Annotated in this window: 22 protein-coding genes; 6 read left to right on the top strand and 16 right to left on the bottom strand. The window is 70.5% G+C overall.

Going from position 1 to position 23711, the window contains the following annotated elements; genetic code table 11:
• The first annotated feature begins 36 nt into the window (after nucleotides 1-36).
• A complete protein-coding gene (locus ABZS40_RS13805; RefSeq protein WP_354943615.1) occupies nucleotides 37-921 on the top strand; it encodes a peptidylprolyl isomerase in 885 nt (294 codons plus the stop codon).
• A gap of 57 nt (nucleotides 922-978) precedes the next feature.
• Entirely contained in the window at nucleotides 979-1821 is an 843-nt protein-coding gene (locus ABZS40_RS13800) for a peptidylprolyl isomerase (protein ID WP_354943614.1), read from the top strand.
• A gap of 67 nt (nucleotides 1822-1888) precedes the next feature.
• Here ABZS40_RS13800 and ABZS40_RS13795 read toward each other — a convergent pair whose 3' ends face one another.
• The 8 genes from ABZS40_RS13795 to ruvC form a co-directional block, all read right to left on the bottom strand.
• A complete protein-coding gene (locus ABZS40_RS13795) occupies nucleotides 1889-4411 on the bottom strand; it encodes a bifunctional (p)ppGpp synthetase/guanosine-3',5'-bis(diphosphate) 3'-pyrophosphohydrolase (protein ID WP_354943613.1) in 2523 nt (840 codons plus the stop codon).
• 197 nt (nucleotides 4412-4608) lie between these two features.
• Nucleotides 4609-5175, bottom strand: a complete 567-nt coding sequence (locus ABZS40_RS13790; protein WP_354943612.1) for an adenine phosphoribosyltransferase — start codon at nucleotides 5173-5175, stop codon at nucleotides 4609-4611.
• 78 nt (nucleotides 5176-5253) lie between these two features.
• A complete protein-coding gene (gene secF, locus ABZS40_RS13785; protein WP_354943611.1) occupies nucleotides 5254-6453 on the bottom strand; it encodes a protein translocase subunit SecF in 1200 nt (399 codons plus the stop codon).
• 1 nt (nucleotide 6454) lies between these two features.
• The gene (secD, locus tag ABZS40_RS13780) at nucleotides 6455-8356 is read right to left on the bottom strand and encodes a protein translocase subunit SecD (RefSeq protein WP_354943610.1); all 1902 of its coding nucleotides are present in this window, start codon (nucleotides 8354-8356) and stop codon (nucleotides 6455-6457) included.
• A 278-nt stretch (nucleotides 8357-8634) separates the two neighbouring features.
• Nucleotides 8635-8991: a preprotein translocase subunit YajC gene (gene yajC, locus ABZS40_RS13775; RefSeq protein ID WP_238679790.1), complete on the bottom strand. Its 357-nt coding sequence runs from the start codon at nucleotides 8989-8991 to the stop codon at nucleotides 8635-8637.
• A gap of 122 nt (nucleotides 8992-9113) precedes the next feature.
• A complete protein-coding gene (gene ruvB, locus ABZS40_RS13770; RefSeq protein WP_354943609.1) occupies nucleotides 9114-10181 on the bottom strand; it encodes a Holliday junction branch migration DNA helicase RuvB in 1068 nt (355 codons plus the stop codon).
• A gap of 75 nt (nucleotides 10182-10256) precedes the next feature.
• Nucleotides 10257-10859, bottom strand: coding sequence for a Holliday junction branch migration protein RuvA (gene ruvA, locus ABZS40_RS13765; protein WP_091401818.1), 603 nt, complete (start codon nucleotides 10857-10859; stop codon nucleotides 10257-10259).
• Nucleotides 10856-11383, bottom strand: coding sequence for a crossover junction endodeoxyribonuclease RuvC (gene ruvC, locus ABZS40_RS13760; protein WP_112584546.1), 528 nt, complete (start codon nucleotides 11381-11383; stop codon nucleotides 10856-10858). Before ruvC ends, ruvA begins: the two co-directional genes overlap by 4 nt.
• Before the next feature lie 382 nt (nucleotides 11384-11765).
• Between ruvC and ABZS40_RS13755 the strand changes: the two genes are divergently transcribed.
• Together ABZS40_RS13755 and ABZS40_RS13750 are read left to right on the top strand one after the other, a co-directional pair.
• Nucleotides 11766-12548 carry a 3-hydroxybutyrate dehydrogenase gene (locus ABZS40_RS13755; RefSeq protein WP_354943608.1) on the top strand — a complete coding sequence of 261 codons (783 nt, stop codon included), beginning with the start codon at nucleotides 11766-11768 and terminating at the stop codon, nucleotides 12546-12548.
• Between the two features lie 14 nt (nucleotides 12549-12562).
• The gene (locus ABZS40_RS13750; RefSeq protein ID WP_354943607.1) at nucleotides 12563-14482 is read left to right on the top strand and encodes a helix-turn-helix domain-containing protein; all 1920 of its coding nucleotides are present in this window, start codon (nucleotides 12563-12565) and stop codon (nucleotides 14480-14482) included.
• Nucleotides 14483-14528: 46 nt separating this feature from the next.
• On the opposite strand, the gene ABZS40_RS13745 is transcribed toward ABZS40_RS13750, so the two are convergent.
• The 8 genes from ABZS40_RS13745 to ABZS40_RS13710 all read right to left on the bottom strand — a co-directional run bounded on the left by ABZS40_RS13745 (nucleotide 14529) and on the right by ABZS40_RS13710 (nucleotide 22183).
• Nucleotides 14529-15137 carry a TetR/AcrR family transcriptional regulator gene (locus tag ABZS40_RS13745; RefSeq protein WP_354943606.1) on the bottom strand — a complete coding sequence of 203 codons (609 nt, stop codon included), beginning with the start codon at nucleotides 15135-15137 and terminating at the stop codon, nucleotides 14529-14531.
• Between the two features lie 11 nt (nucleotides 15138-15148).
• Nucleotides 15149-16717 (bottom strand): MFS transporter, encoded by a 1569-nt coding sequence (locus ABZS40_RS13740; protein ID WP_354943605.1) that lies wholly within the window; start codon nucleotides 16715-16717, stop codon nucleotides 15149-15151.
• Nucleotides 16718-16801: 84 nt separating this feature from the next.
• Nucleotides 16802-17473, bottom strand: a complete 672-nt coding sequence (locus ABZS40_RS13735) for a transcriptional regulator (RefSeq protein ID WP_354943604.1) — start codon at nucleotides 17471-17473, stop codon at nucleotides 16802-16804.
• 79 nt (nucleotides 17474-17552) lie between these two features.
• Nucleotides 17553-18566, bottom strand: a complete 1014-nt coding sequence (locus ABZS40_RS13730) for a branched-chain amino acid ABC transporter permease (protein WP_112583339.1) — start codon at nucleotides 18564-18566, stop codon at nucleotides 17553-17555.
• Nucleotides 18563-19444, bottom strand: a complete 882-nt coding sequence (locus ABZS40_RS13725; protein ID WP_112583340.1) for a branched-chain amino acid ABC transporter permease — start codon at nucleotides 19442-19444, stop codon at nucleotides 18563-18565. Before ABZS40_RS13725 ends, ABZS40_RS13730 begins: the two co-directional genes overlap by 4 nt.
• The gene (locus ABZS40_RS13720; RefSeq protein WP_354943642.1) at nucleotides 19441-20679 is read right to left on the bottom strand and encodes an ABC transporter substrate-binding protein; all 1239 of its coding nucleotides are present in this window, start codon (nucleotides 20677-20679) and stop codon (nucleotides 19441-19443) included. Before ABZS40_RS13720 ends, ABZS40_RS13725 begins: the two co-directional genes overlap by 4 nt.
• A gap of 63 nt (nucleotides 20680-20742) precedes the next feature.
• Nucleotides 20743-21435 (bottom strand): ABC transporter ATP-binding protein, encoded by a 693-nt coding sequence (locus tag ABZS40_RS13715; protein ID WP_354943603.1) that lies wholly within the window; start codon nucleotides 21433-21435, stop codon nucleotides 20743-20745.
• Nucleotides 21422-22183 (bottom strand): ABC transporter ATP-binding protein, encoded by a 762-nt coding sequence (locus ABZS40_RS13710; RefSeq protein ID WP_238681526.1) that lies wholly within the window; start codon nucleotides 22181-22183, stop codon nucleotides 21422-21424. Before ABZS40_RS13710 ends, ABZS40_RS13715 begins: the two co-directional genes overlap by 14 nt.
• A gap of 223 nt (nucleotides 22184-22406) precedes the next feature.
• On the opposite strand from ABZS40_RS13710, the gene ABZS40_RS13705 reads away from it, so the two are divergent.
• On the top strand, nucleotides 22407-23264 hold the full coding sequence (locus ABZS40_RS13705; protein WP_354943602.1) for an SPFH domain-containing protein: 858 nt from the start codon (nucleotides 22407-22409) through the stop codon (nucleotides 23262-23264).
• A 165-nt stretch (nucleotides 23265-23429) separates the two neighbouring features.
• Entirely contained in the window at nucleotides 23430-23693 is a 264-nt protein-coding gene (locus ABZS40_RS13700; RefSeq protein ID WP_354943601.1) for a hypothetical protein, read from the top strand.
• Nucleotides 23694-23711: the final 18 nt, after the last annotated feature.

The raw sequence follows: 23711 nt of genomic DNA, 5'->3' as shown, positions 1-23711 counted from the left end.
GCCGGCGGCGACCAGGCAGAGGAAAGGGGAGCACCTGTGGCTTCCAGCAGGGACCGGCAGCGCAAAATGGCGCGGGCGAAGCTCGACCGGCAGATGGCCCGCCGGGCGGCGTCCACGCGGCGCCGACGGCAGATCCAGGCCGGAGTCGGCGCTGCTCTGATCCTCGTGTTGGTGGTGGCCGGCTCAGCCTGGGCGCTCGGTGCGTTCGACTCCGACCCGAAGCAGAACACGGATGCCGCGGACACCTGCCTCTGGACGCCGCAGGACGCGACGGCAAACACCAACCTCAAGGACGTCGGCACGCCGGCCACCAAGGATCTGCCCACCGACGGCACCCGGGCGATGACAGTGACCACCAACCAGGGCGCGCCGATCACCGCGGAGCTGAACCTGACCAACTCCCCGTGCGCGGCGGCGAGCATCGCCCACCTGGCGAGCCGGTCGTTCTACGACAACACCAAGTGCCACGAGATCACCGCCGAGGGCGCGCTGCGCTGCGGCGACCCCAGCGGCACGGGTCTTGGTGGGCCGACCTACTCGTTCTACGACGAGGAGTTGCCGACCGTACCGTCGGCGTCGCCGTCGGCCACCCCGGCTCCCGGCCAGCCGCCGACGTACCCGAAGGGCACTGTGGCGATGGTCTCCAACCCGCCGGGCAGCAACGGCAGCCAGTTCCTGGTCTTCTTCAAGGACTTCACCACCGCCGACCCGAAGTACCCGGTCATCGGCCGGGTCACCGGCGGGCTTGACGTGGTGGAGAAGATCGGCGCCCTTCCGACCGTGGACAATGGGACCGGGGCGAAGGTCAAGCCCAGCACCGATGTGACGATCCAGAGCCTCACGGTCGGTGAGCCGGTCACCGGTGCGGCACCGGCGCCGTCGGCCTCCGGCACCCCGGTCAGCAGCCCGAGCGCCGGCTGACCGGTCGCCCCACCCATGCACGCGGCACCCAGCAGCAGATAGCAGGAGGATCCAGGCGTGACGTCCACCAGAGAGCGGCAGCAAGCGGCGGCACGACGCGCCCGGCTTGAGAAGGAGATGGCCGAGCGCGCGGCCAAGGCCCGCAAGCGCCGGCAGACGACGGCGATCATCAGCGCGGGTGCCGCGCTGGTGCTCGTGGTCGCCGGCACCGTCTGGCTGGCGGTGAGCCTCGGCGGCGACGACGACAAGCCCGACACCACCGCCGCGGCGCCCGGTGCGTCCGAGTGCGTGTTCAACGCGCTGCCCACGGAGCAGCGGCCCCCGCAGATCAAGGATGTGGGGCTGCCGAGCAACGAGCAGTCCGGCACCGGCGTGCAGACCATGACGATCGACACCAACCTCGGCCCGATCACCGCCAAGGTCGACAGGTCGTTGGTGCCGTGCACGGCGGGCAGCTTCACCTACCTCGCGGAGAAGAACTTCTTCGACAACACCAAGTGCCACCGCCTGGTGACCGAGGGCATCAAGGTGTTGCAGTGCGGCGACCCGAGCGCCACCGGCAACGGCTGGCGCCCCACCGACGGCCAGGGCGGCCCGAGCTACCGCCTGCCCGAGGAGAACCTGCCCACCGACAAGCGCCCGCCCTACCCGGAGGGTGTCATCGCGATGGCCAACTCCGGCCAGCCGGGCAGCACCGGCAGCCAGTTCTTCATCGTCTACGGCGACTCGCCGTTGGACCCGGCGTACACGGTGCTGGGCACCGTCACCGGCGGCCTGGACCTGGTCAAGGACGTGGCCAAGGCCGGCGACGACGGGGCTTTCGCCCAGCAGGCCGGCGGCGGCCACCCGAAGAAGGAGGTCATCATCAAAGACCTCACAATGAGCAACCCGCAGGGCTGACCCCCGCGCGCACGACGAAGCGCCCGCCGGCTGAGCCGGCGGGCGCTGTCATTTCCAGGAGTACGCGTCAGGCCCCGGAGGTGACCCGGTAGGCATCGAAGACGCCGTCGACCTTGCGGACCGTGGCCAGCAGGTGACCCAGGTGCTTCGGGTCGGCCATCTCGAAGCTGAACCGGCTCACCGCCACCCGGTCGCGGGTGGTGGTGACGGTGGCGGAGAGGATGTTGACCCGCTCCTCGGAGAGCACCCGGGTGACGTCGGCCAGCAGCTTGTGCCGGTCCAGAGCCTCGACCTGGATGGCGACCAGGAACGTCGAGGCGGAGGTGAGCTTCCAACTCACCTCGACGACCCGCTCGCTCTGCGCGCGCAGGTCCTCGGCGTTGGCGCAGTCGTCGCGGTGCACGCTCACCCCGCCGGAGCGGGTGACGAAGCCGAACACCGAGTCCGGTGGGACCGGGGTGCAGCAGCGGGCCAGCTTGATCCAGACGTCGCTGACGCCTCGGACCACCACGCCCGGGTCGCTGCTGCTCTGCCGGCTGCGCGGCGGCCGGGTGGCGACGGCGGTCTCGGCGATGTCCTCCGCCGCGCCCTCCTCGCCGCCGTACGCGGCCATCAGCTTCTGCACCACGGACTGCGCGGAGACCTGGCTGTCGCCGACTGCCGCGTAGAGCGAGGCCACGTCGGCCAGGTGCAGGTCGCGGGCGATCGACATGAGCGCGTCGGAGGTGAGCATCCGCTGCAACGGCATGCCCTGCTTGCGCATCGCCTTGACGATCGCGTCCTTGCCGGCCTCGATCGCCTCCTCGCGCCGCTCCTTGTTGAAGTACTGCCGGATCTTCGTCCGGGCGCGTGGGCTCTTGACGAAGCCCAGCCAGTCCTGCGTCGGGCCGGCCGTCTCGGACTTCGACGTGAAGATCTCGATCACGTCGCCGTTGGACAGCGTCGACTCGAGGGGCACCAGCTTGCCGTTGACCCGCGCCCCGATGCACTTGTGCCCGACCTCGGTGTGCACCGCGTACGCGAAGTCCACAGGCGTCGACCCGGTCGGCAGCGGGATGACGTCACCCTTCGGGGTGAAGACGTACACCTCCTGGCTGGACAGGTCGAAGCGCAGCGCGTCCAGGAACTCGCTCGGGTCGGCCGCCTCTCGCTGCCAGTCGAGCAGCTGCCGCAGCCAGGTCATCTCGTCGATGTGGGCGGGCGGGCCGACGATCTGGGTGCCCTTGTGCTCCTTGTACTTCCAGTGCGCGGCGATGCCGAACTCCGCGGTGCGGTGCATCGCGTACGTGCGGATCTGCATCTCCACCGGCTTGCCGGTGGGCCCGATGACCGTCGTGTGCAACGACTGGTACATGTTGAACTTGGGCATCGCGATGTAGTCCTTGAACCGGCCCGGGACCGGCTGCCAGTTGGCGTGGATCACACCCAGCGCGGCGTAGCAGTCCCGAACCGTGTCGACCAGGATCCGCACGCCGACCAGGTCGTAGATGTCGTTGAAGTCGCGACCCCGAACGATCATCTTCTGGTAGATCGAGTAGAGGTGCTTCGGCCGCCCGGTGGTCTCCGCCTTGATCTTGGCGGCCTTCAGGTCGGTGCCGACCTTCTGCGTCACCTGCCGCAACAGCGACTCGCGCTGCGGCTGGTGCTCCCCGATCAGCCGGTTGATCTCCTCGTAGCGCTTCGGGAAGAGCGTGCCGAAGGACAGATCCTCCAGCTCCCACTTGATCGTGTTCATGCCGAGCCGGTGCGCCAGTGGCGCCAGGATCTCCAGCGTCTCCTTCGCCTTCTGCTCCTGCTTGGGGCGGGGCAGGAAGGTCAGGGTGCGCATGTTGTGCAGCCGGTCGGCCAGCTTGATCACCAGCACCCGCGGGTCCTTGGCCATGGCCACGACCATCTTGCGGATCGTCTCGGCCTTCGCCGCGTCGCCCAGCTTGACCTTGTCGAGCTTGGTGACGCCGTCGACCAGCAGGGCGACCTCGCCACCGAAGTCGGCCCGCATCTGGTCGAGGGTGTACTCGGTGTCCTCAATGGTGTCGTGCAGCAGCGCGGCGACCAGCGTGGTGGTGTCCATCCCCAGGTTGCCGAGGATCGTCGCCACCGCGAGCGGGTGGGTGATGTAGGGGTCACCGGACTTGCGGTACTGCCCGGAGTGCCACCGCGCGGCCGTGTCGAAGGCGCGCTGGAGCAGCCGGGCGTCCGCCTTGGGGTGGTTGTCCCGGTGGCTGGCGATGAGCGGCTCCAGCACCTCGCTGACCTGGGAGGTCTGCCAGGGCGCGTTGAACCGGGCCAGCCGGGCCCGGACCCGCCGACCGGTGGGCGCGTTGGACAGCCCGAAGCCACCGCTGGGCGACGGGTCGATGCCGGCGTCGGTCGGGAACGGCACCACGACGCCATCGGCGCCGGGGGACGCCTCGGCGCTCGGCGGGCCACTGACAGGACCAACCCCGCTCTCGCCGGAAGCCCTGTCGGAGCCGTTGCCGGTGCCCGTCACCCGGGCCGGCGCGTCGCCTGTCCGGTCGGTCACCGAGCCGTCAGCGTCGCCTGTCGGGTGCACCGTGCCCTCCGCCGGAGGGACGACATCGTGGGACACCGGCCTCCTCACCGCTCGCCGGAAACACGCCGGCCGAAGATCGGCCAACCTGGTCTCGCCCGCCGGACGGGTTACCGCCGGCGTCAGCAAAGGGCAATGCTACCCGCACGGACGGCCCCCTGCCGCTCCGCCGGACGGTCGGCGCCGGGTCCATCCGACGGGTCCGGGATCAAACGGTCAGCAGAGAATCGACCGGCTCAAACGGTCAACAGGGCGTGGACGGGACGCGGCGCCAGTCGCTCACGCCCACCCAGGAAGCCGAGCTCCAGCAGCACAGTGAAGCCGCTGACGGTGCCGCCAGCCCGCTCGACCAGGTCCAGCGTCGCCTCGGCGGTGCCACCGGTGGCCAGCACGTCGTCGACCACCAGCACCCGGTGCCCGGCGGTGAAGGCGTCCTCGTGCACCTCGAGGGTGGCCTCGCCGTACTCCAACTCGTAGGAGACCGAGTGCGCCGGGCGGGGCAGCTTGCCGGCCTTGCGCACCGGAACCACGCCCACGCCGGTCGCGTACGCGATGGCCGCCGCCACGACGAACCCGCGCGCCTCGATGCCGACCACCACGTCGAAGGTGTCCCGCCCGTGGTACGCGACGATCCCGTCGATCACCTCACGAAAGACCTTGCCGTCGGCGAACAGCGGCATCAGGTCCTTGAACATGACGCCGGGCTTGGGAAAGTCGGGCACATCCAGCACCCGACTGGCGACCAGTCGGGCGACCTCCGGGCCACTGTCCCCGTGCGCTGCGGCGCTGTGGGTCTCCGTCACGGCTGTTTCGCTCTCCTTCGACGACGAACGGCGTCCGGCAACAGCATGCCGGACGCCGTTCGGGTGTTTCCTGTCGGGTCAGCGCCGCTTGGCGCCACCCGGCCGGTTGCCGCCGCCACCCGGGCGACCGCCCCGGGCACCGGTGGGCCGCTTGCCCGCCGGCCGAGCGCCCACCTTGGGGGCGGCACCGGCCAGCGCGGCGGCGTCCTGGTCGACCGGCTCGTCGGTCGCGTCGGCCTGGGCCACCGGGCTCGCGGCAGCGCCCTTACCGGTGACCTCGCCGCGGCCGACCGCGCCCCGCCGGGTCAGGACGCGCTTGTTGTGCGCCTGGATCCGCGGGTCGTAGTTCTTCAGAAGCGCCAGCAGCGGGGTGGCCACCAGGATGGAGGTCAGGAACGCCACCGCCATACCGACGAACAGCACCAGACCGAGGTCCTTCAGCGTGCCGGCGCCGAGCAGGCCGGCACCGATGAAGAGCAGACCGCCGACCGGCAGCAGGGCGACCACCGAGGTGTTCAACGACCGCATCAGGCTCTGGTTGATGGCCAGGTTGGACGCCTCGCCGTACGTCTGGTTGTTGTTGGCCGTGATGCCCCGCGTGTTCTCCTGGACCTTGTCGAAGACCACCACCACGTCGTAGAGCGCGAAGCCCAGAATGGTGAGGAAGCCGATGATCGTCGACGGGGTGACCTCGAAGCCGACCAGCGAGTAGATGCCGGCGGTGAGGATCAGGTTGGTGATCAGCGAGGCGACCGCGGCCACGGCCATCCGCCACTCGAAGCGCAGGATCAGGTAGACCATCACCAGCGCGATGAAGATGACCAGACCGAGTACGGCCCGCTCGGTCACCTGGCTGCCCCAGGCCTCACTGACCTGGTTGTCGCTGATCTGGTCGGCGCTGATGCCGAGGTCCTCGGCGATCTGGGCCTTGACCGCGGTGGCCTGCTCGGCGGTGAGCTGCGGCGTGCGCAGCTCGTAGGAGTCGCCGCCCGGGCCGCCGACCTTCTGCGTGGTGGCCACCGTGACGCCGGTGTTCTCGGCGGCGAGGGCCGAGTTGACCTCCCGCTCGGCGTCGTCGAGGGTGCCGACGCTGGCCGGCACCTGGAACGAGTTACCGCCGGCGAACTCGATGCCCAGGCTGAACCCACGGATCGAGAAGCTGAGGATCGCGATCAGGACCAGAAGCCCGGCGACGCCGAACCAGAGCTTGCGCCGACCGACGATGTTGAGACCGGCCTCGCCGTTGTAGAGGCGGCTCGCCAGACCGTTTTCAGCCATCTCAGGCCTCCTTGGCGCGCGGGTTGCGGGGCTGAGTCGGCTGGTTGCGGGCCGGCAGTGCCCGGCCCAGACCGCTGACCCGCGGGGACAGGAACGCCCGGGTCCGGGCGAACATCGTCATGATCGGGTGCCGGAAGAGGAAGACCACTACCAGGTCCAGCACGGTGGCCAGGCCGAGCGCGAACGCGAAGCCCTTGACGGTGCCGACCGAGACCACGTAGAGCACCACAGCGGAGAGCAGGGTGATGGCGTTGGCCGAGATGATCGTCCGGCGGGCCCGGATCCAGGCGCGGGGCACCGCGCTACGCGGGCTGCGACCCTCCCGGATCTCGTCTTTCAGTCGTTCGAAGTAGATGACGAACGAGTCCGCCGCCACACCGAGCGAGACGATCATTCCGGCGATGCCGGCGAGGGTGAGCGTGAAGCCGATCTGCCGGCCGAGGAACACCAGCGCGCCGAAGACCAGCAGCGCGGAGAGGATGAGGCTCAGGAAGATCACCGAGCCGAGCAGCCGGTAGTAGAAGAACGCGTAGATGATGACCAGCAGCATGCCGATACCGGCCGCGAGCAGACCCGCGCGCAGGTGACTGGCACCCAGCGTGGCGGTGACGTTCTGCGCCTCCTGCTGCTCGAAGGTCACCGGCAGCGCGCCGTAGCGGAGCTGACCGGCGAGGGTGCTGGCGTCCTTCTGGGTGAAGGTGCCGGTGATCTGGGAGTTGCCGGTCAGCACACCCTGGATCTCCGGGGAGGAGACGATCTTGTTGTCCAGCACGACGGCCACCCGGCACTTGCCGTCCTGACCCAGCGCGGTCGCGTCGCAGGCCTGACCTTCGTTGTTGAACGCCTCACGGGTCAGCGAGGTCCACTTGCCCTGGCCGTCGCCGGTGAAGTCCAGGCTGACCACCCAGGCGTTGGTCTGGTCGAGCACCGCGTCGGCGTCGGACACGTCGGTGCCTTCGACCTTGGCCTGGTCGAGCAGGTACTTGGACGCGCCGTCCTCGCAGGAGACCACCTGCTGCTTCGCGTCGGAGATCGACGCCGGGGGGCGCTGGTCGAGCTGCGCGCAGCCGATCGTCGGCACGTTGAACTGCATCTGCGCCGGCAGCACCGCGACCTCCTGCGGAGACAGCGTGCCGAACGGCTTGAGCTTCTCGGCCAGCGACGGGTCGGCGGTCAGATCGGCCGGGGCCTGCAACCCGTTGGCGGCCTGCCACGCGGCGGCGCCGACCTTCTGCTCGACGACCTTGCGCTGCTCCTCGACACTGGCCGGCACCGGCTCGGCGCTGGCGCTGGGCGCTGCGGCGCTCGGCGAGGCAGTGGCGGACGCGGAGGGGGTCGGCGTGGCGCTGGGCGACGCCGGGGCCATTCCGCCCTGACCGCCGCTGGGCGACGAGGTCACCTTCGGCGAGGCGCTGCCCGTCGGGGTCGGCGCCGCGCTGCCGGTCGGGGCGGCGCTACCGGACGGGGCCGGCGTCGCGGCGGGCGGCGCCTCGGCCACCCCGCTGCCGGAGGCGCCCTTGAGCACCTTGCGGAAGCGCAGCTCAGCCGCTTCGCCCACGTCGTCGAGGTTCCGGTTCTCACCGGGCAGGGAGATGACGATGTTGCGGTTGCCCTCGGTGACCACCTCGGCCTCGGCCACGCCGAACGCGTTGACCCGGCTCTCGATGATCTCGCGGGCCTCCTCGAGGTTCTCCGCCGTCGGGGGCTTGCCGTCGACGCTGTTGGTCGCCTCCAGCGTCACCCGCGTGCCGCCGATGAGGTCCAGGCCGAGCTTGGGCTCGAGCCGGTCCTTCCAGCTGCCGCTGGCGCCGGCGAAGAACACCAAAAGATAGAGGACCACGAAGATGAACCCGAGCACGGCGAGCTGCCGCCCGGGGCGCATCTGTCCCTGAGGTGGTGCCACGGCTGTCCTGTCTCCCTGTACGGTCGCGCCGCTGTCGCAGCGGCGGCGGTGTCGGGCCGGGGGTCCCGCCCGACGGGTCTGCCTTGAGCCGACGGAGCGCCGACACGAGGACCAGACACCTCCGGCGCGGAACGCCGACGGTCACGGGAACGTGCCGACGCCCGGCGTCGACCCAACTATCCAGTTTTCACGTCTCGCCCGCTGCCCCGTTCGGACGCGACAACCCGGAAGCCGGCCGACCGGCCGTACGCCGCAATCGCCGCTCCCGGGGGTAGGGGTCAGTCCTTGACGGTGTCCGCGTCCTCGGTGACCGGCTCGCTCGGCAGCTCCGCGCGGGTGACCACCCGCGCGATGGCCGGGCGGGCGTAGCGGGTCTGCACGCCCGGGGCGACCTCGATCAGGACGGTGTCGTCCTCGATGCCGGTGACCGTGCCGTAGAGCCCACCGATGGTCACGACCTCGTCGCCGGGGCCGAGATTGGACTGCATCGACTCCGCCTCTTTGCGGCGCTTCTGCTGGGGCCGGATCATCATGAAGTACATGACCCCAAAGAGCAGGGCGATCATCAGGATCGGCGTGAAACCGCCGGCCCCGCCACCCGCTGCTGCCAAATGCACGGTTACTGACCTTCCCATTGGCCACCTGCCCGGCACCGTGGGTGCCGGAGCGGAGGCGGATTCTCACGTCCTGTAGAGACCGCGGCGAAGTCTAAACCCTGCACCTGAGAACGCCGAATGCGGCACAGATCACGTTCACATCACGGCTGATCGACATCCAAGGAGAACAAGTCGGGCACAGGTGGACTATCCGGACCAAATGTACCATTCGGCGGTGTGCGCCCCAGATGCCGCCAGGCGGCCTCGGTCGCCACCCGACCCCTGGGCGTACGGGCCAACAGCCCGGCCCGCACCAGGAACGGCTCGCAGACCTCCTCGACCGTGTCCGGCTGCTCCCCCACCGCCACGGCGAGGGTGGACAACCCGACCGGGCCGCCCCGGAACGAATCGACCAACGCTGTCAACACCGCGCGGTCCAACCGGTCCAGGCCCAGCGCGTCCACGTCGTACACGATCAGGGCCGCGCGGGCGGTGTCGAGATCGACCACCCCGTTCGCCCGGACCTCGGCGTAGTCGCGGACCCGGCGCAGCAGCCGGTTCGCGATCCGCGGCGTGCCCCGGGACCGACCGGCGATCTCGGTCGCGCCCTCCGGGCTGATCGGCACCCCCAGGATCCGCGCCGAACGGTGCAGCAGCGTCTCCAGATCCGCCGGGGCGTAGAAGTCGAGGTGCGCCACGAAGCCGAACCGGTCCCGCATCGGCCCGGTCAACAGGCCCGAGCGGGTCGTCGCGCCGACCAGGGTGAACGGCTCGACGTCCAGCGGGATCGCCGTCGCCCCCGGCCCCTTACCCACCACCACGTCTACCCGGAAGTCCTCCATCGCGCTGTACAGCAGTTCCTCGGCCGGCCGCGCGATCCGATGGATCTCGTCGATGAAGAGCACGTCACCCTCGGCGAGGCTGGTCAGGATCGCCGCCAGATCCCCGGAACGCTCGATCGCCGGGCCGCTGGTCACCCGGATGCCCGCGCCCAGCTCGGCGGCGACGATGTTGGCCAGACTCGTCTTGCCCAACCCGGGTGGGCCGGAGAGCAGGATGTGATCCGGCGGCGACCCCCGCCGCATGGCGCCCTGCAACAACAGGTCGAGCTGGTCGCGTACCCGGTCCTGGGCGATGAACTCGGCCAGGCGCCTCGGCCGTACCGTGGCCTCCGCGTCCAGGTCGGCGTCGCTGACGTACGCCGAGACGAGCCCCTCGGTCTCGCTCATCGCGCCACCCTCATTCGCGACTGCGGGGCTCGCAACAGCGGCTCACTCCTCGCGCTCATCGCACGGCCCGGGCGGTCATCGGGTGCGGCCCAGCAGTCGGATGGCCTGCTTGAGCAGGACCGGCACCGGCGGCGTCTCACCCTCGATCGACTCCGCCACCGCGGCCACCGCCTGATCGGCCTGACCGGCCGTCCAGCCAAGGCCGACCAGCGCCTGGCGGACCTGGTCGGGCCAGCTGCCGCGGGTCACCCCGGCCACCCCGTCGGCGCCGATCGGCACCGGGCCGATCCGGTCACGCAGCTCCAGCACCAGACGTTCCGCGCCCTTCTTGCCAATCCCGGGTACGCGGGTCAGGGCGGCCGTGTCGGCGTTGGCGATCGCCTTGCGAACCGCGTCCGGGGTGTGCACCGCCAGCACCGCCTGGGCCAGTCGCGGGCCGACCCCACTGGCGGTCTGGAGCAGCTCGAACAGCGACTTGGCATCGTCGTCGGCGAAGCCGTAGAGGGTCAGCGAATCTTCCCGCACGATCAGGCTGGTGGCGAGCCGGGCGACCTGGCCGACCCGCAGCTCCGCGAGGGTCCCCGGGGCGCAGTGCACGGCGAGCCCGACCCCACCGACCTCGATCACCGCCTGGTCCGGACCGGTCGCGGTCACCGTGCCGCGCACGCTGGCGATCATCGTGCTCCTCCTCGTCGTGCCCGGTCGGCCGCGGCGGCCAGCTTGGAGCGGGTCCCGCCGCGCCACACGTGGCAGATGGCCAGGGCCAGCGCGTCGGCGGCGTCCGCCGGCTTCGGCGGCTCGGCCAGCCGCAACAGCCGGGTCACCATCGCGGTCATCTGCGCCTTGTCGGCCTGACCGGACCCGGTCACGGCCGCCTTCACCTCACTCGGGGTGTACGTCTGCACCGGCAGCCCGGCCCGCGCCCCGGCCAGCACAGCGATGCCACTGGCCTGCGCGGTGCCCATCACGGTACGAACGTTGTGCTGGCTGAACACCCGCTCGACGGCGACGCTCTCCGGTTGATGCTCGGCGACCAGCTTGTTCAGCGACCGGTCCAGGTGCAGCAGGCGCAGCGCCAGGTCGTCGGCCGGGTCGGTGTAGACCACGTAGTAGGCGACCAGGGTGCAGGGCCGGCCGGGGACACCCTCGACCACGCCCACCCCACACCGGGTCAACCCCGGGTCCACGCCGAGCACGCGCACGCCGCCCCCTCCCCAGCCGTCAGCAGTACGTGTGTTCGACACCCTAACCGGCGCCCTTCCCACCAGCCCCACGGGACACGCCCCACGCGTCCCCGGCGGACCGGGAGCGGCCTTCGGGCGCCCACCGCCGTCAAGGTCACGCTCGATCCAGGATGTAGTGGCCACGACGAGCCGGGATGCCACTACATCCAGGATGTTGCGCGATCTTGCAGCGCGAGGAGTGGCGGGGCCCGGCAGCGCGATGGGCGGCGGGACGGGATGGAAGGGGCGGCGGCGGGGTGGGCACCGACGGCAGGGGCGGGTGGGGCCACACAGCTTTGGTACGGAGTATGTGTCGCTGGCCCATGTGCCGGGGAGCACACAGCTCGTAACTTCTTGCGCCATGACGGCAGAACCCGTGGTGGTCCCCCACGTCGTACAGGTCGACCTCTCCGGTCGGACCGCCCTGGTCACCGGGGGCGGCGGCGGTATCGGGCGGGCGTGTGCCCTACGGCTGGGCGCGGCCGGCGCCACGGTGCTCGTGGTGGACCGCAACCTGGAGGCGGCCAAGGCAGTGGCCGCCGAGGCCGGTGGCCGGGCCGAGGGCGTGGACCTGTCCGACGCCGCGGCGGTGGATTCGCTCGACGTTGACGTGGACATCGTGGTGAACAACGCCGGGCTCCAGCACGTCGCGCCGTTGCAGGACTTTCCGGTCGAGCGGTTCGAGTACATCCAGCGGGTGATGGTGGAGGCGCCGTTCCTGCTGATCCGTCGGGCGCTGCCAAACATGTACGCCCGGGGCTGGGGGCGGATCGTCAACATCTCCTCGGTGCACGGGTTGCGCGCCTCGCCGTACAAGGCGGCCTACGTCTCGGCCAAGCACGCGCTGGAGGGGCTGTCGAAGGTGGTCGCGTTGGAGGGCGCCGCGCACGGGGTCACCGCTAACTGCATCAACCCGGCGTACGTGCGTACCGCCCTGGTGGAGAGCCAGATCGCCGACCAGGCGGCCAGTCACGGCATCGACGAGGCCGAGGTGATCGAGAAGATCATGCTGGCCCGTGCCGCGATCAAACGGCTGATCGAGCCGGAGGAGGTGGCCGAGCTGATGGCGTACCTCTGCTCGCCGCCGGCGGCGTTCATCACCGGGGCGTCGATCGCCCTCGACGGGGGCTGGACGGCCAACTAGTGGGGCTGAGCACAATGTCGACCATGTCTTCGCCGGTGGAGTTCCTGGAGCTGCTCGCCCGAGAGGCCGCGGCGGTCGAGTTCGAGGGACCGCTGGTGGCCGCGCGGGCCGCCGGGCTGCCGCCGGACCGGCTGGCCGAGCTGGAGCAGGCCAAGTCGGTGGCGTTGCGGGTCCGCGCACTGTTGGAGCGTCGGCGCCGCCGGGAGAGCGAGCTGTCCGGCCTGTACGACACCGTCAGCGACCTGGCCGGGCTGCGCGACCTGGACGACGTGTTGCGGGCGATCGTGCACCGGGCCCGTCACCTGCTCGGCGCGGACGTGGCGTACATGACACTCAACGACGACGAACGTGGCGACACCTACATGCGGGTGACCGACGGGTCGGTCTCGGCCCGTTTCCAGCGGCTGCGCCTGCCGATGGGCGCCGGTCTCGGAGGCCTGGTGGCCCAGTCCGGCGCCCCGTACGTCACCGCCAACTACGGCGAGGACGCGCGCTTCCACCACACCGGCGAGATCGACGCCGGGGTGGGCGAGGAAGGGCTGGTGGCGATCCTGGGGGTGCCGCTGCGGCTCGGCTCGACCTCGATCGGGGTGCTCTACGCGGCCAACCGTTCGGCCCGGCCGTTCGTCCGGGAGGAGGTGGCGCTGCTGGTGTCGCTGGCCGCGCACGCCGCGGTGGCGATCGACACCGCCCGGCTGCTGACCGAGACCCGTTCGGCGTTGGCCGAGTTGTCGGCGGCGAACACCACCATCCGGGCGCACAGCAGCTCGGTGGAGCGGGCCGCGGCGGCACACGACCGGATGACAGCTCTGGTGCTGCGCGGCGGCGGCGTGGAGGACGTGGCGGCGGCGGTGACGGAGGTGCTGGGCGGCGCGCTGCTGGCGCTGGACGCCGAGGGTCGCCTGCTGGCCCGGGTGGGTGAGATCGAGGAGCCGGACCGCGCGGACATCGTCGAGGCGGTGGCCGCGTCCCGGACCGAGGGGCGCAGCGTGCGCCGGGGTCCACTCTGGTACGCGGCCGTGGTGGCCGGCGCGGAGAACCTGGGCGCCCTGGTGCTGCGCCCGGACGACGAGTTGGTCGACGCCGACCAGCGCATCCTGGAGCGGGCCGCACTGGTGACCGCACTGCTGCTGTTGTTCCGCCGGACGGTCGCGGAGGCGGAGGGGCGGGTGCGTGGCGAGTTGCTGGACGACCTGATCGCCCGCCCGCTGCGCGACACCGACGCGCTACGCAGTCGGGCCCGTCGGCTCGGGGTGGACCTGGACGCGCCGCACGTGCTGGTGGCGGTGGGCGACGACGCGATCGCCGCGACCGGCTCGGCGCGGCAGCGGGTGCTCTCCTGGGCCACCACGTACGCCTCGGCGCGCGGCGGACTGGCCGCGGCGCGCGACGGCCGGGTGGTGCTGATGCTGCCGGGGTTGGACGCGGGTGGCAGCGCCCGCGCGGTGGCCCGGGACCTGTCCCGGGTGACCGGTCGACCGGTGACCGCCGGGGCGAGTGGCCCGTCGAACACGCCGGCGGCGCTGGCCGGGACGTTCCAGGAGGCGGACCGGTGCCTGACGGCGCTGGGCGCGCTGGGCCGCGCCGGGCAGGGTGCGAGCACAGTGGAGTTGGGCTTCGTCGGGTTGTTGCTGGGCACCGTCGGTGACCGGGGCGAGAAGGACGTGACCGACTTCCTCGGCGCGACCGTCGGGCCGGTGCTCGACTACGACGCCCGGCGCGGCACGGCTCTGGTGAAGACGCTGGAGGCGTACTTCGGGGTGGGTGGCAGCCTGGCCCGGGCCGCCGAGCAACTGCACGTGCACGTCAACACAGTGACCCAGCGGTTGGAGCGGGTCGGGCAGTTGCTCGGCGTCGACTGGCAGCGACCCGAGCGGGCGCTGGAGGTGCAGCTCGCGCTGCGCCTGCACCGACTGCGCGCACCGGCCGGCTGACCAACGCCGGACGGCGGCGCGAACACCGCAGGCCGAGCGCTCGGCGTCAGCGGGCCTTGATGCCCTCCAGCACGGCGTCGACGACGCGTTCGGGCAGGGACTGCTCGTCCAGGTCCGGATTCCACTGGAGCACCCGCTGGATCAGCATCGGCCCGGTGAGCAGCGCCATCGTCACCTCGACGTCGATGTCGGCGCGGAGCACCCCCTCGTCGATGCCGCTCCGCAGCACCTCGCGCATCAGCTGTCGCCTCGGCGAGATGATGTTCTGGTAGAGCTGGAACTGGTCGGCGCTGCGGTTCACGGCGGGCGCCAGGCAGGGCATGATCTTGGCCGCTCGCGGGTCGACGTTCTTGCCGATCGCGCCGACCAGCAGCACCAGGTCGTCGCGGACGGAGTGGCCCGCGGGCTGCGCCATGACGCCCTTGAGGCGGCGCAGCGCGTCCAGCAGCAACGCGTCCTTGCCGGCCCAGCGCCGGTAGATGGTGGCCTTGCCGACCCCGGCGCGGGTGGCGATCGCCTCGATCGAGAGCGCCTCGATGGTGCTGCCCTCGGCGAGCAGGTCGAGGGTGGCCTCGATGATCGCCTCGTCGGCGCGGATGCTCCGCGGTCGCCCGGGCGACCGCGGAGCATCGGCAGTGGACGTCATGTCCGCCATTCTCCCCGAACCTATGCCGTGCCGGCCAGCTCAGGCTCGGCGACCGGCGCCGCCGGGGCGACGCTCACGTCCTCCTTGCCTGGCATCCAGCGCAGCACCACGATGATCCCGAGTGCGGCGATGACCGCGGAGAGCCCGGCCGCCCAGTGCATGGCGGTGACGAACGCGTCGTTGGCCGCCGAGATCAGCGCCGGCGCCGCGGGGCCGAGCTGGCCCGCCGCCGCGTACGCCCCGGAGATCGACTCGTTGGCCGCGTCCTGGGCCTGCGTGGGCAGACCGGTCAGGGCGTCGCCGATGTCGCTGCGGTAGACCGCGGAGAGCACCGAGCCGAGGACGGCCACGCCGAGCGCGCCGGCCACCTGGCGGATGGTGTTGCTGACCGCGGAGCCCACGCCGGCCTTCTCCCGGGGCAGCGCCGACATGATCGACTCGGTGGCGGGCGGCATGATGTTCGCCATTCCGGCGCCCTGGATGAGGAAGACGAGCAGCACGATCCAGATCGGGGTGGAGGCGCCGATGAAGACGAACGCGGCGAGTGACACCACTGTCAGCGCCAGCCCGACCGTGGCGACGGCCTTACCGCCGTAGCGGCGGACCATCGCGGCGCTGCGCGGCGCGAAGACCAGCTGGGCGCCGGCGAAGGGCAGGAAGAGCAGACCGGTCTGCAACGGGCTGTAGTCACGCACGAGTTGCAGGTAGAACGAGCCGAAGAACATCGAGCCCATCGCGGCGAAGAACACCAGGCCGACGATGGCGACCGGCGCGGCGAACCGGGGCACCTTGAACAGTCGGACGTCCAGCGACGGGTGGTCGCTGCGGCGCTCGTGCTGCACGAACCAGCCCAGTACCGCGATGCCGACCAGGATCGAGCCCCAGGCCACCGGGCGGTCGAAGCCGTGCTCGCCGCCGTCGATGATGCCGTAGGAGAGGGCGACCAGGCCGACCACGGAGAGCAGCACGCCGAGCACGTCGATCCGGCCGGGCCGCGGGTCACGCGACTCGGGGACCAGCAGCGCCACCAGGACCACGCCCGCGACGACCACCGGCACGTTGATCAGGAAGACCGAGCCCCACCAGAAGTGCTCCAGCAGCGCGCCGCCGAGGATCGGGCCGATCGCCACGGCGAGACCGACAGCGCCGGCCCAGACACCGATGGCACGACCACGCTCGCGCGGGTCGAAGACGTTGGAGATGATCGACAGCGTCACCGGCATGATGGCCGCGCCGCCGACCCCCATCAGGGCGCGGGCCGCGATGAGCTGTCCGGGGCTCTGGGCGTACGCGGAGAGCAGCGACGCCAGGCCGAACAGCACCAGACCGATCATCAGGAAGCGCTTGCGGCCGGCGCGGTCGCCGAGCACCCCGAAGGTGAACAGCAGCCCGGCGAAGACGAGGGTGTAGGAGTTAATGGACCACTCCAGCTCGCCCTGGCTGGCGCCGAGGCCGTGCACCGGGTCGGCCAGGGTGCGCAGGGCGACGTTGAGGATCGTGTTGTCGAGGACGACCACGAGGAGGCTGATCACCAGCACGCCCAGGATCGCCCACCGCCTCGGGTGTCCGGTGTTGTTGTGCAGCTCCATGCCTGACTTTCCCCCCACGCTGATCACCCGCGACGAAATACGATACGGGTCAGACTCGTAACGCGGGTCAGCCTACGACGCGTATTAACGATACGGCACCGATCCGTATCGTATGTGGTGGGCATCACGCCCTGGCACGACCGCCAGGCAGGCGTTCACGGCCTCGGTCAACGTGCCGAGACGGACCGCCGGGCCGCCGAGCGGCTCGATCCAGCCCGGCCCCGCGCCGTACACCCGAAGGAGCGGAAAGCCCCGGGCGAAGCGCACCAGGGGGTACGCGCGGCCGGTGAGCGGCGTCTGCGACCAGATCACGACGGTGCGCGGGCGCGCCCGGTACACCGCTCTGGTGAGCGCGGGCCAGGGCAGCGCGGGGCCGAGGTTCAGACAGCCTCGGCCCTGCTCGCGCAGCGCGGCGGCCAGCGCGAGCAGACCCAGGCTGCGCGTTTCCTTCTCGGCGCCGGCCAGCAGCACCCCGCCGGTGGGCAGTGACCGGCCCGGCTCCCGGCGGTACGCGTCCAACCCGACCCGGATGCCCTCGAAGAGGGCGTGCTCGACGACGATCTCGGCGGCGGTACGCCCCGACAGCCGGGCCAGCAGCGGGCGGCAGACCTGCTCCCAGAGCGCCGGCACGCCCCACGCCTCGACCAGCTCCAGCAGCACCGAGGCGACGCCGTTGGCGTCCAGGTCCTCGGCCGCCAGCGAAACCTGCTTGTGCGCGATCTCCACGGCCTCCGCCGGCATCGGATCGGTCAGCACCAGACGTACCCCCGGGTAGACGTTCTCTACCCGGGGGTTCGCTCGCAGAGCGCGTGGCAGATGCGCCGTCGTGGGAATTTCAGCGGCGGCGGGCCGCCAGCCGGTGGGCCAGCGCGGCGACGCTGCCCCAGATGCCGCGCCGGAACAGCACCACGACCAAAACGAAGATGCCGCCGGTCACCAGGCCGATCGCCTCGAACCCGGAGAACGACAACCAGTCCTCCAGCCGGACCACGAGGGCGGCGCCGAGCACCCCACCCCAGAGGGTGCCGATCCCGCCGAGCACCACCACGATGACCGCCTTGCCGGAGGTGGTCCAGTGCAGCACGTCCAGCGAGACGAACCGGTGGCCGACAGCGAACAACCCGCCACCGAGGCCGGCGATGAACCCGGAGAGCACGAACGCGGTGAGCTTGTAGCGGTGCACCGGGTAGCCCAGCGCCCGCGCCCGGGCCGGGTTGTCCCGGATGCCGACCAGCACCCGACCGAACGGTGAGTGCACGATCCGCCAGGCGGCGGCGAGCCCGAGCAGCACGATCGGCAGGATCGCGTAGTAGAAGAAGTAGTCGTCGGTGAGGTCGACGCCGAACAGCTCGCGGGGCACCCCCTGGAGGCCGTTCTCGCCCTGCGTCACCGAGCGCCACTCGTTGGCGACGTAGTAGACCATCTGCGCGAAGGCCAGGGTCACCATGGCGAAGTAGATGCCGGTCCGTTTGACCGCCAGGTACCCGATCGGCACCGCCAGCACGGCCGCGGCGAGGGCCCCGGCCAGCACCGCGAGCGGAAACGGCAGGCCGGCGTGGATGGCCACCAACCCGGTGACGTACGCGGAGGTGCCCCAGAACGCGGCGTGACCGAAGGACATCAATCCGGTGAAGCCGAGCAGCAGGTCCACCGCCACGGCGAACAGCGCCCAGCAGAGGATGTCCACAGCGACCGCCGGGTAGAGGCCGTTGGGCAGCCACGCCGCGACGGCCAGGCCGACGGCGAGCAGCGCGTAACGGACCCAGCCGGGGGCCCGGGCCACGGCGATCAGCCCGGACGGTGGCGTCGAGCGGGACGCGTCGGTGGGAGTGTCCACTGTGTTGGTCATGCGGGGGCCTCCTCCCGACCGAACAGGCCGGCCGGGCGCCAGAGCAGCACACCGGCCATCACGACGAAGACGATCGTCTGCGAGACGAGCGGGAAGTTGGAGAGGTACGCCTCACCCCACGCCTGAACGAGGCCGATGCCGAAGCCGGCGGCGACCGACCCGAAGATCGAGCCCAGCCCGCCGATCACCACCACCGCGAACACCACGATGATCAGGTCGGCGCCCATCAGCGGGTTGACAGCGCGCATCGGCGCGGCCAGCACACCGGCGAGGCCGGCCAGCCCGATGCCGAAGCCGAAGACCGGGGTCACCCACCGTCCGACGTCGATGCCGAACGCCCGGGTCAGGTCCGGCCGCTCGGTGGCCGCACGGACCACCATGCCGATCCGGGTCCGGGTCAGCACCCACCACACCGCGACGCAGAGCAGCACCGCGAAGCCGAGGATGAACACCCGGTACGTCGGGAAGTCGAAGAGCCCGAAGTCGACCGACCCACTCAACAGCGACGGTGTCTCGTACGGGCTGGACTGCACGCCGTAGCGCAGTTTCACCAGATCCTGGAGGATCAGCGTCAGACCGAAAGTGAGCAGGAAGTTGTAGAGCGGGTCCAGTTTGGTCAGCCGGTGGATGACAGCGCGTTCCAGCGCCATGCCGAGCAGACCCAGCCCCACCGGCATGATCACCAGGGCGGCCCAGAACGGCACGCCCGCCTCACTGAGCAGCACGTACGCCCCGAACGCGCCGAGCATGTAGAACGCGCCGTGGGCGAAGTTGACCACCCGCAGCATGCCGAAGATGACGGCGAGCCCGAGGGCGAGCAGGGCGTAGAACGCCCCGCTCACCAACCCGTTGAACGTGTTCTGCGCGAATCCACTCATAGTTTGCAGTCCGCCGAGGGCGCGCGGAACGCCTCCGCGGCGGGAATCGTCTTGAGCACCTTCACGTAGTCCCACGGCTCGGTGACCTCGGCCTGCGGCTTCACCTGGGCCAGGTACGCGTCGTGCACCACCCGGTGGTCCTCCGCGCGGATCTTGCCGTTGCGCAGGAAGACGTCCTCGACGGTCCTGCCCTCCAGCCCCTTGACCACGGCGTCCGCGTCGTCGGTGCCGGCGGCCTGCACCGCCTCCAGGTACTGCAACGCCGCCGAGTAGTTGGCGGCGTGCGCGAAGGTCGGCCGGGTGCCGGCCTTCTGCTGGAAACGGTCGGCGAACTCCCGGTTCTTGGCGTCGAAGTTCCAGTACCAGGCGTCGGTGTACGTGGTGCCGGCCAGCGCCGCCGGGGTGAGCGAGTGGATGTCGGTGAGGAACATCAGCCCCACCGCCAGGCCGACGCCCTTGTCCCGCAGCTTGAACTCGTTGTACTGCTTCACCACGTTGACCAGCTCCGCGCCGGCCTGCATGGTGCCCAGCACGTCCGGCTTCGGGTTCAGGTTCGGCGCCTTGAGCAGGAACGTGGAGAAGTCACCGCTGGTGTTCGGGAACGGCGCCCCGTCCTTGCCGACGACAGTACCGCCGGCCGCCGTGATGGCTGTGGAGAAGCTCTTCTCCATGTCCTGCCCGAAGGCGTAGTTCGGGTAGAGGATGTACCAGTTCTTGCCGATCTGCTCGGTGGTGGTCTTCCCGGTGCCGTTGGCCAGCATGTACGTGTCGTACGCGTAGTGGAAGGTGTATTTGTTGCAGCTCTTGCCGGTCAGGTCGGTGGTCGCCGCACCGATGTTGAAGTAGAGCTTCTTCTTCTCCTTCGCCACGTCGGCGACCTTCAGCGCGGCCGACGAGGTGGGCACGTCCAGGATCAGGTCGACGCCCTTGCGGTCGTACATCTCCTGTGCCTTCGAGTTGGCCACGTCCGGCTTGTTCTGGTGGTCGGCGGTCTCCACAGTGATGTCGGTGGTCACCGCCTTGTCGCCGTACTTCGCTGTGAAGTCGGCGATGGCCATCTCCACCGCCGCCACCGAGTTCTTCCCGGACAACTCCGAGTACGCCCCGGACTGGTCGTTGAGCACGCCCAGCACGATCTTGTCGCCGGTCAGCTTCTGGTCGCCACTCGACTGAGGGCCACCGCCGCCGCATCCGGCGACCAGCACCACCACGGCCGACGCCGCGGCCACACCCATCGTCCTGCGCATGCCCACTCCATCCATCCCGCGCGGCGTCGCGCGGGTCGTCGTTGAGAGAATTCAGATCCCGAGGTACGCGAGCAGTTCGCGTTCGCGCGAACGCACCTCGGAGTTGTCCATCGCCTCGGCGACCCGGCCCTCGGCCAGCAGGTAGTGCCGGTCGGCGACAGCGGTGGCGAAGTGCAGGTTCTGTTCGACCAGCAGCACTGTCACCCCGTGCCGTTTGGCCTCGCGCAACAGGTCGCCGACCTGCTGCACCAGCAGTGGCGACAGCCCCTCGGTGGGCTCGTCGCAGAGCAGCAGCCGGGCGCCCATCCGCAGCACCCGGGCCAGCGCGAGCATCTGCTGCTCGCCGCCGGAGAGCATGGTGGCCGCCGAGTCCCGTCGGGTGTACAGGGCCGGGAACGCCTCGTACACCCGCTCCAGCGACCACGGGTCGGGGCCGACAGTGGGTGGCAGCGTGAGGTTCTCGGTGACTGTCAACGTGGCGTAGCTGCCCCGGTCGTCGGGCACCCAGCCCAGCCCCAGGCGGGCCCGCTTGTGCGCCGGCAACCTGGTGATGTCCCGCCCGTCCAGCTCCACAGTGCCGCGCTGACCGGGGTGCAGCCCCATCACGCAGCGCAGCAGTGTGGACTTACCGGCACCGTTGCGGCCGACCAGGGTGACCACCTCGCCGACGGAGATTTCGAGGCTGACGTCGCGCAGCACCTGCGCCTCGCCGTAGAAGGCGGACAGGTTCTCAATGCGCAGCATCGGCGGCTCCCAGGTAGGCGGTGATCACGCGCTCGTCGGCGCGGACCTGCTCGTACGGGCCCTCGACGAGGACCTTGCCGGCCTGGAGCACTGTGACGGTGTCGGCGAGACGGCCGACCACGCTCATGTTGTGCTCGACCATCACCACGGTCCGGCCCTGGCGGACCCGACCGATCAGCTCGACGGTGCGGTCGACGTCCTCCAGGCCCATGCCCGCCGTCGGCTCGTCGAGCAGCAGCACCTTCGGGTCCAGAGCCAGGGCGATGGCCAGCTCCAGCGCGCGTTTCCGGCCGTACGCCAGGGCCGCCGAGGGGGTCTGTGCCAGCTCGGCCAGCCCCACCATGGCCAACAGTTCGTCGGCCCGTTCGGTGTAGCGGCCCATCAGCTTCGCCGACCGCCAGAACCGCCAGCCCAGCCCGCTCGGTGACTGCAACGCCAGCGCGACGTGTTCGCGGGCGGACAGTTGGGGAAAGAGGCTGGTGATCTGGAACGAGCGGGCCACGCCGAGCCGGGCCACCTGCTCCGGGGGCAGCCCGGTCACGTCCCGCCCGGCCAGCTCGATCCGGCCACCACTGGGTCGCAGGAAGCCGGTGAGCAGGTTGAACAGGGTGGTCTTGCCCGCGCCGTTCGGGCCGACCAGCGCGTGCACGCTGTCCGACGCCACGTCGAGGTCGACGTCGTCGACCGCCCGGAAGCCCCGGAAGTCGCGGGTCAGCCCACGGGCCGACAGGAGCGCTTGCCCGGCCATCGCCTCATCCTCCGCACGTCGCGGCGACGGTCGGTTCGGTGACCGTGGTCACAGGCCCGTCGCGTGGACGAAACCTACGGCGGGCCGCCGGAGTCGAACCATGTCGATGGACTCCATATTCGACCCACTGTTGACGTGCGTGAACTCCACTCCCCCGCGCCGTCGACTTGACCGGACCCCCTAGGTTGATGATCCACACAGCCCACCGGAAGGTCCCCACCCCATGCCCGTCGGCTTCACCATGGCGATCGTCTTCGCCGTCGCCCTGGCGGTCAGCGCCGTCGTCGCTCTCGTCGCCCCCGCACGGCCGCTCAAGCGGATGGCCACCCTCGCGGCGCTCGGCTTCCTCGCCCTCACGCTGGTGGTCGGCATCGCCTCCAGCGCCCACTCGGTACCCATCCGCTCGGTCGGCATCGTCACCAGCTTCGGCAAGCCCACCGGCGAGGTGACCGGCTCGGGCCTGAAGTGGGTGGCGCCCTGGCAGAAGGTCGGCGAGTGGGACGCGGGCCGACAGAAGTACGACCACATCGGCGGCAACAACTGCGTACGCGTGCGCACCGGCACCCTCGCCGACGCCTGCGTCGAGGTGCTCGTCGAATGGCAGGTCAAGCCGGAGAACGCGCCGAAGCAGTTCATGGACTACAAGGGCGACTTCAACAGCTTCCGGGGTCAGCGGGTGGGTGTGCAGCTCGACAGCGCGGTCAACGACGCCTTCGCCGCGTACAACCCGCTGGAGAAGATCGACGCCCAGACCGGCGACCTCAACGTCGACCTGAAGCCGTTCGCCGCGAACATCAAGACCAGCGCGGAGACCCGCCTCGCCACCGACGTGGACATCCTCTCGGTGACCATCACCCGGGTGAACCACGACGACAAGACCGAGGGCAACATCAAGGCGTTCCAGGACAAGCTGGCGCAGACCCGCAACCTGGAGCAGGACCGCAAGAACGCGGAAATTTCCAAGCAGATCACCGAGACCAACGCCACCGTCGACAAGGTGACCCGTTGTCTGGAGATCGCGGAGAAGAACGGCGCGAACCCGGGGCTCTGCATCAACCCGGGCATCGTCACCGGCAAGTGACACGCAGTCGGGTGGACTGACGGGGGTGGCCAGAACGGTCGCCGTCGGCCGGGAGTGAGTGGAGCAGCAACCTCACAGAATCGCCGTCACGGGCAGCTGTGGTGCCGGGATCGGGCTCCGTCCGGGTTAGCCTTGACGCATATGGCTACCTTTCGCAGCGCCTCAGTGCTCCTTTCCTCAGACGGCACCAGGACCCCCGGCACCGCCGCGCTCTTCGCCGAGCCGGCCCGTCGGGGCGGGCCCGCGCCGTGGGCGGGCGACTTCCGCCCCGCCAACAGCGCCGGCAACGGCCCCAAGAACGCGGTTGGAAAGACCTTCATCCTGGAGTTGCCCGACGGCAGCACCGGCAAGGTCGTGGTCCAGGGCCTCAAGAGCGGCAAGGGCGGCGTCGTCCTGGCGCTGATGGGCGAGGACGCCCCGCCCTTCTGACCAGTCGCACGACTCGCG

It is taken from the genome of Micromonospora sp. NPDC005324 (assembly GCF_040607155.1).
Lineage (GTDB): Bacteria > Actinomycetota > Actinomycetes > Mycobacteriales > Micromonosporaceae > Micromonospora > Micromonospora trifolii.
The sequence above is the reverse complement of the archived record's forward strand: the minus strand, read 5'-3'. Positions and strand labels throughout refer to the sequence as shown.

Excerpts from the sequence above, each read along its gene's own strand:
- ABZS40_RS13730 (WP_112583339.1), bottom strand. The coding sequence starts at position 18,566 with ATGACCAACACAGTGGACACTCCCACCGACGCGTCCCGCTCGACGCCA.
- ABZS40_RS13720 (WP_354943642.1), bottom strand. The coding sequence starts at position 20,679 with ATGGGTGTGGCCGCGGCGTCGGCCGTGGTGGTGCTGGTCGCCGGATGC.
- ABZS40_RS13740 (WP_354943605.1), bottom strand. The coding sequence starts at position 16,717 with ATGGAGCTGCACAACAACACCGGACACCCGAGGCGGTGGGCGATCCTG.
- ruvB (WP_354943609.1), bottom strand. The coding sequence starts at position 10,181 with ATGAGCGAGACCGAGGGGCTCGTCTCGGCGTACGTCAGCGACGCCGAC.
- ruvA (WP_091401818.1), bottom strand. The coding sequence starts at position 10,859 with ATGATCGCCAGCGTGCGCGGCACGGTGACCGCGACCGGTCCGGACCAG.
- ABZS40_RS13755 (WP_354943608.1), top strand. The coding sequence starts at position 11,766 with ATGACGGCAGAACCCGTGGTGGTCCCCCACGTCGTACAGGTCGACCTC.
- ABZS40_RS13745 (WP_354943606.1), bottom strand. The coding sequence starts at position 15,137 with ATGGCGGACATGACGTCCACTGCCGATGCTCCGCGGTCGCCCGGGCGA.
- ABZS40_RS13725 (WP_112583340.1), bottom strand. The coding sequence starts at position 19,444 with ATGAGTGGATTCGCGCAGAACACGTTCAACGGGTTGGTGAGCGGGGCG.
- ABZS40_RS13750 (WP_354943607.1), top strand. The coding sequence starts at position 12,563 with ATGTCGACCATGTCTTCGCCGGTGGAGTTCCTGGAGCTGCTCGCCCGA.
- yajC (WP_238679790.1), bottom strand. The coding sequence starts at position 8,991 with ATGGGAAGGTCAGTAACCGTGCATTTGGCAGCAGCGGGTGGCGGGGCC.
- ABZS40_RS13710 (WP_238681526.1), bottom strand. The coding sequence starts at position 22,183 with ATGGCCGGGCAAGCGCTCCTGTCGGCCCGTGGGCTGACCCGCGACTTC.
- ABZS40_RS13705 (WP_354943602.1), top strand. The coding sequence starts at position 22,407 with ATGCCCGTCGGCTTCACCATGGCGATCGTCTTCGCCGTCGCCCTGGCG.
- secF (WP_354943611.1), bottom strand. The coding sequence starts at position 6,453 with ATGGCTGAAAACGGTCTGGCGAGCCGCCTCTACAACGGCGAGGCCGGT.
- ABZS40_RS13715 (WP_354943603.1), bottom strand. The coding sequence starts at position 21,435 with ATGCTGCGCATTGAGAACCTGTCCGCCTTCTACGGCGAGGCGCAGGTG.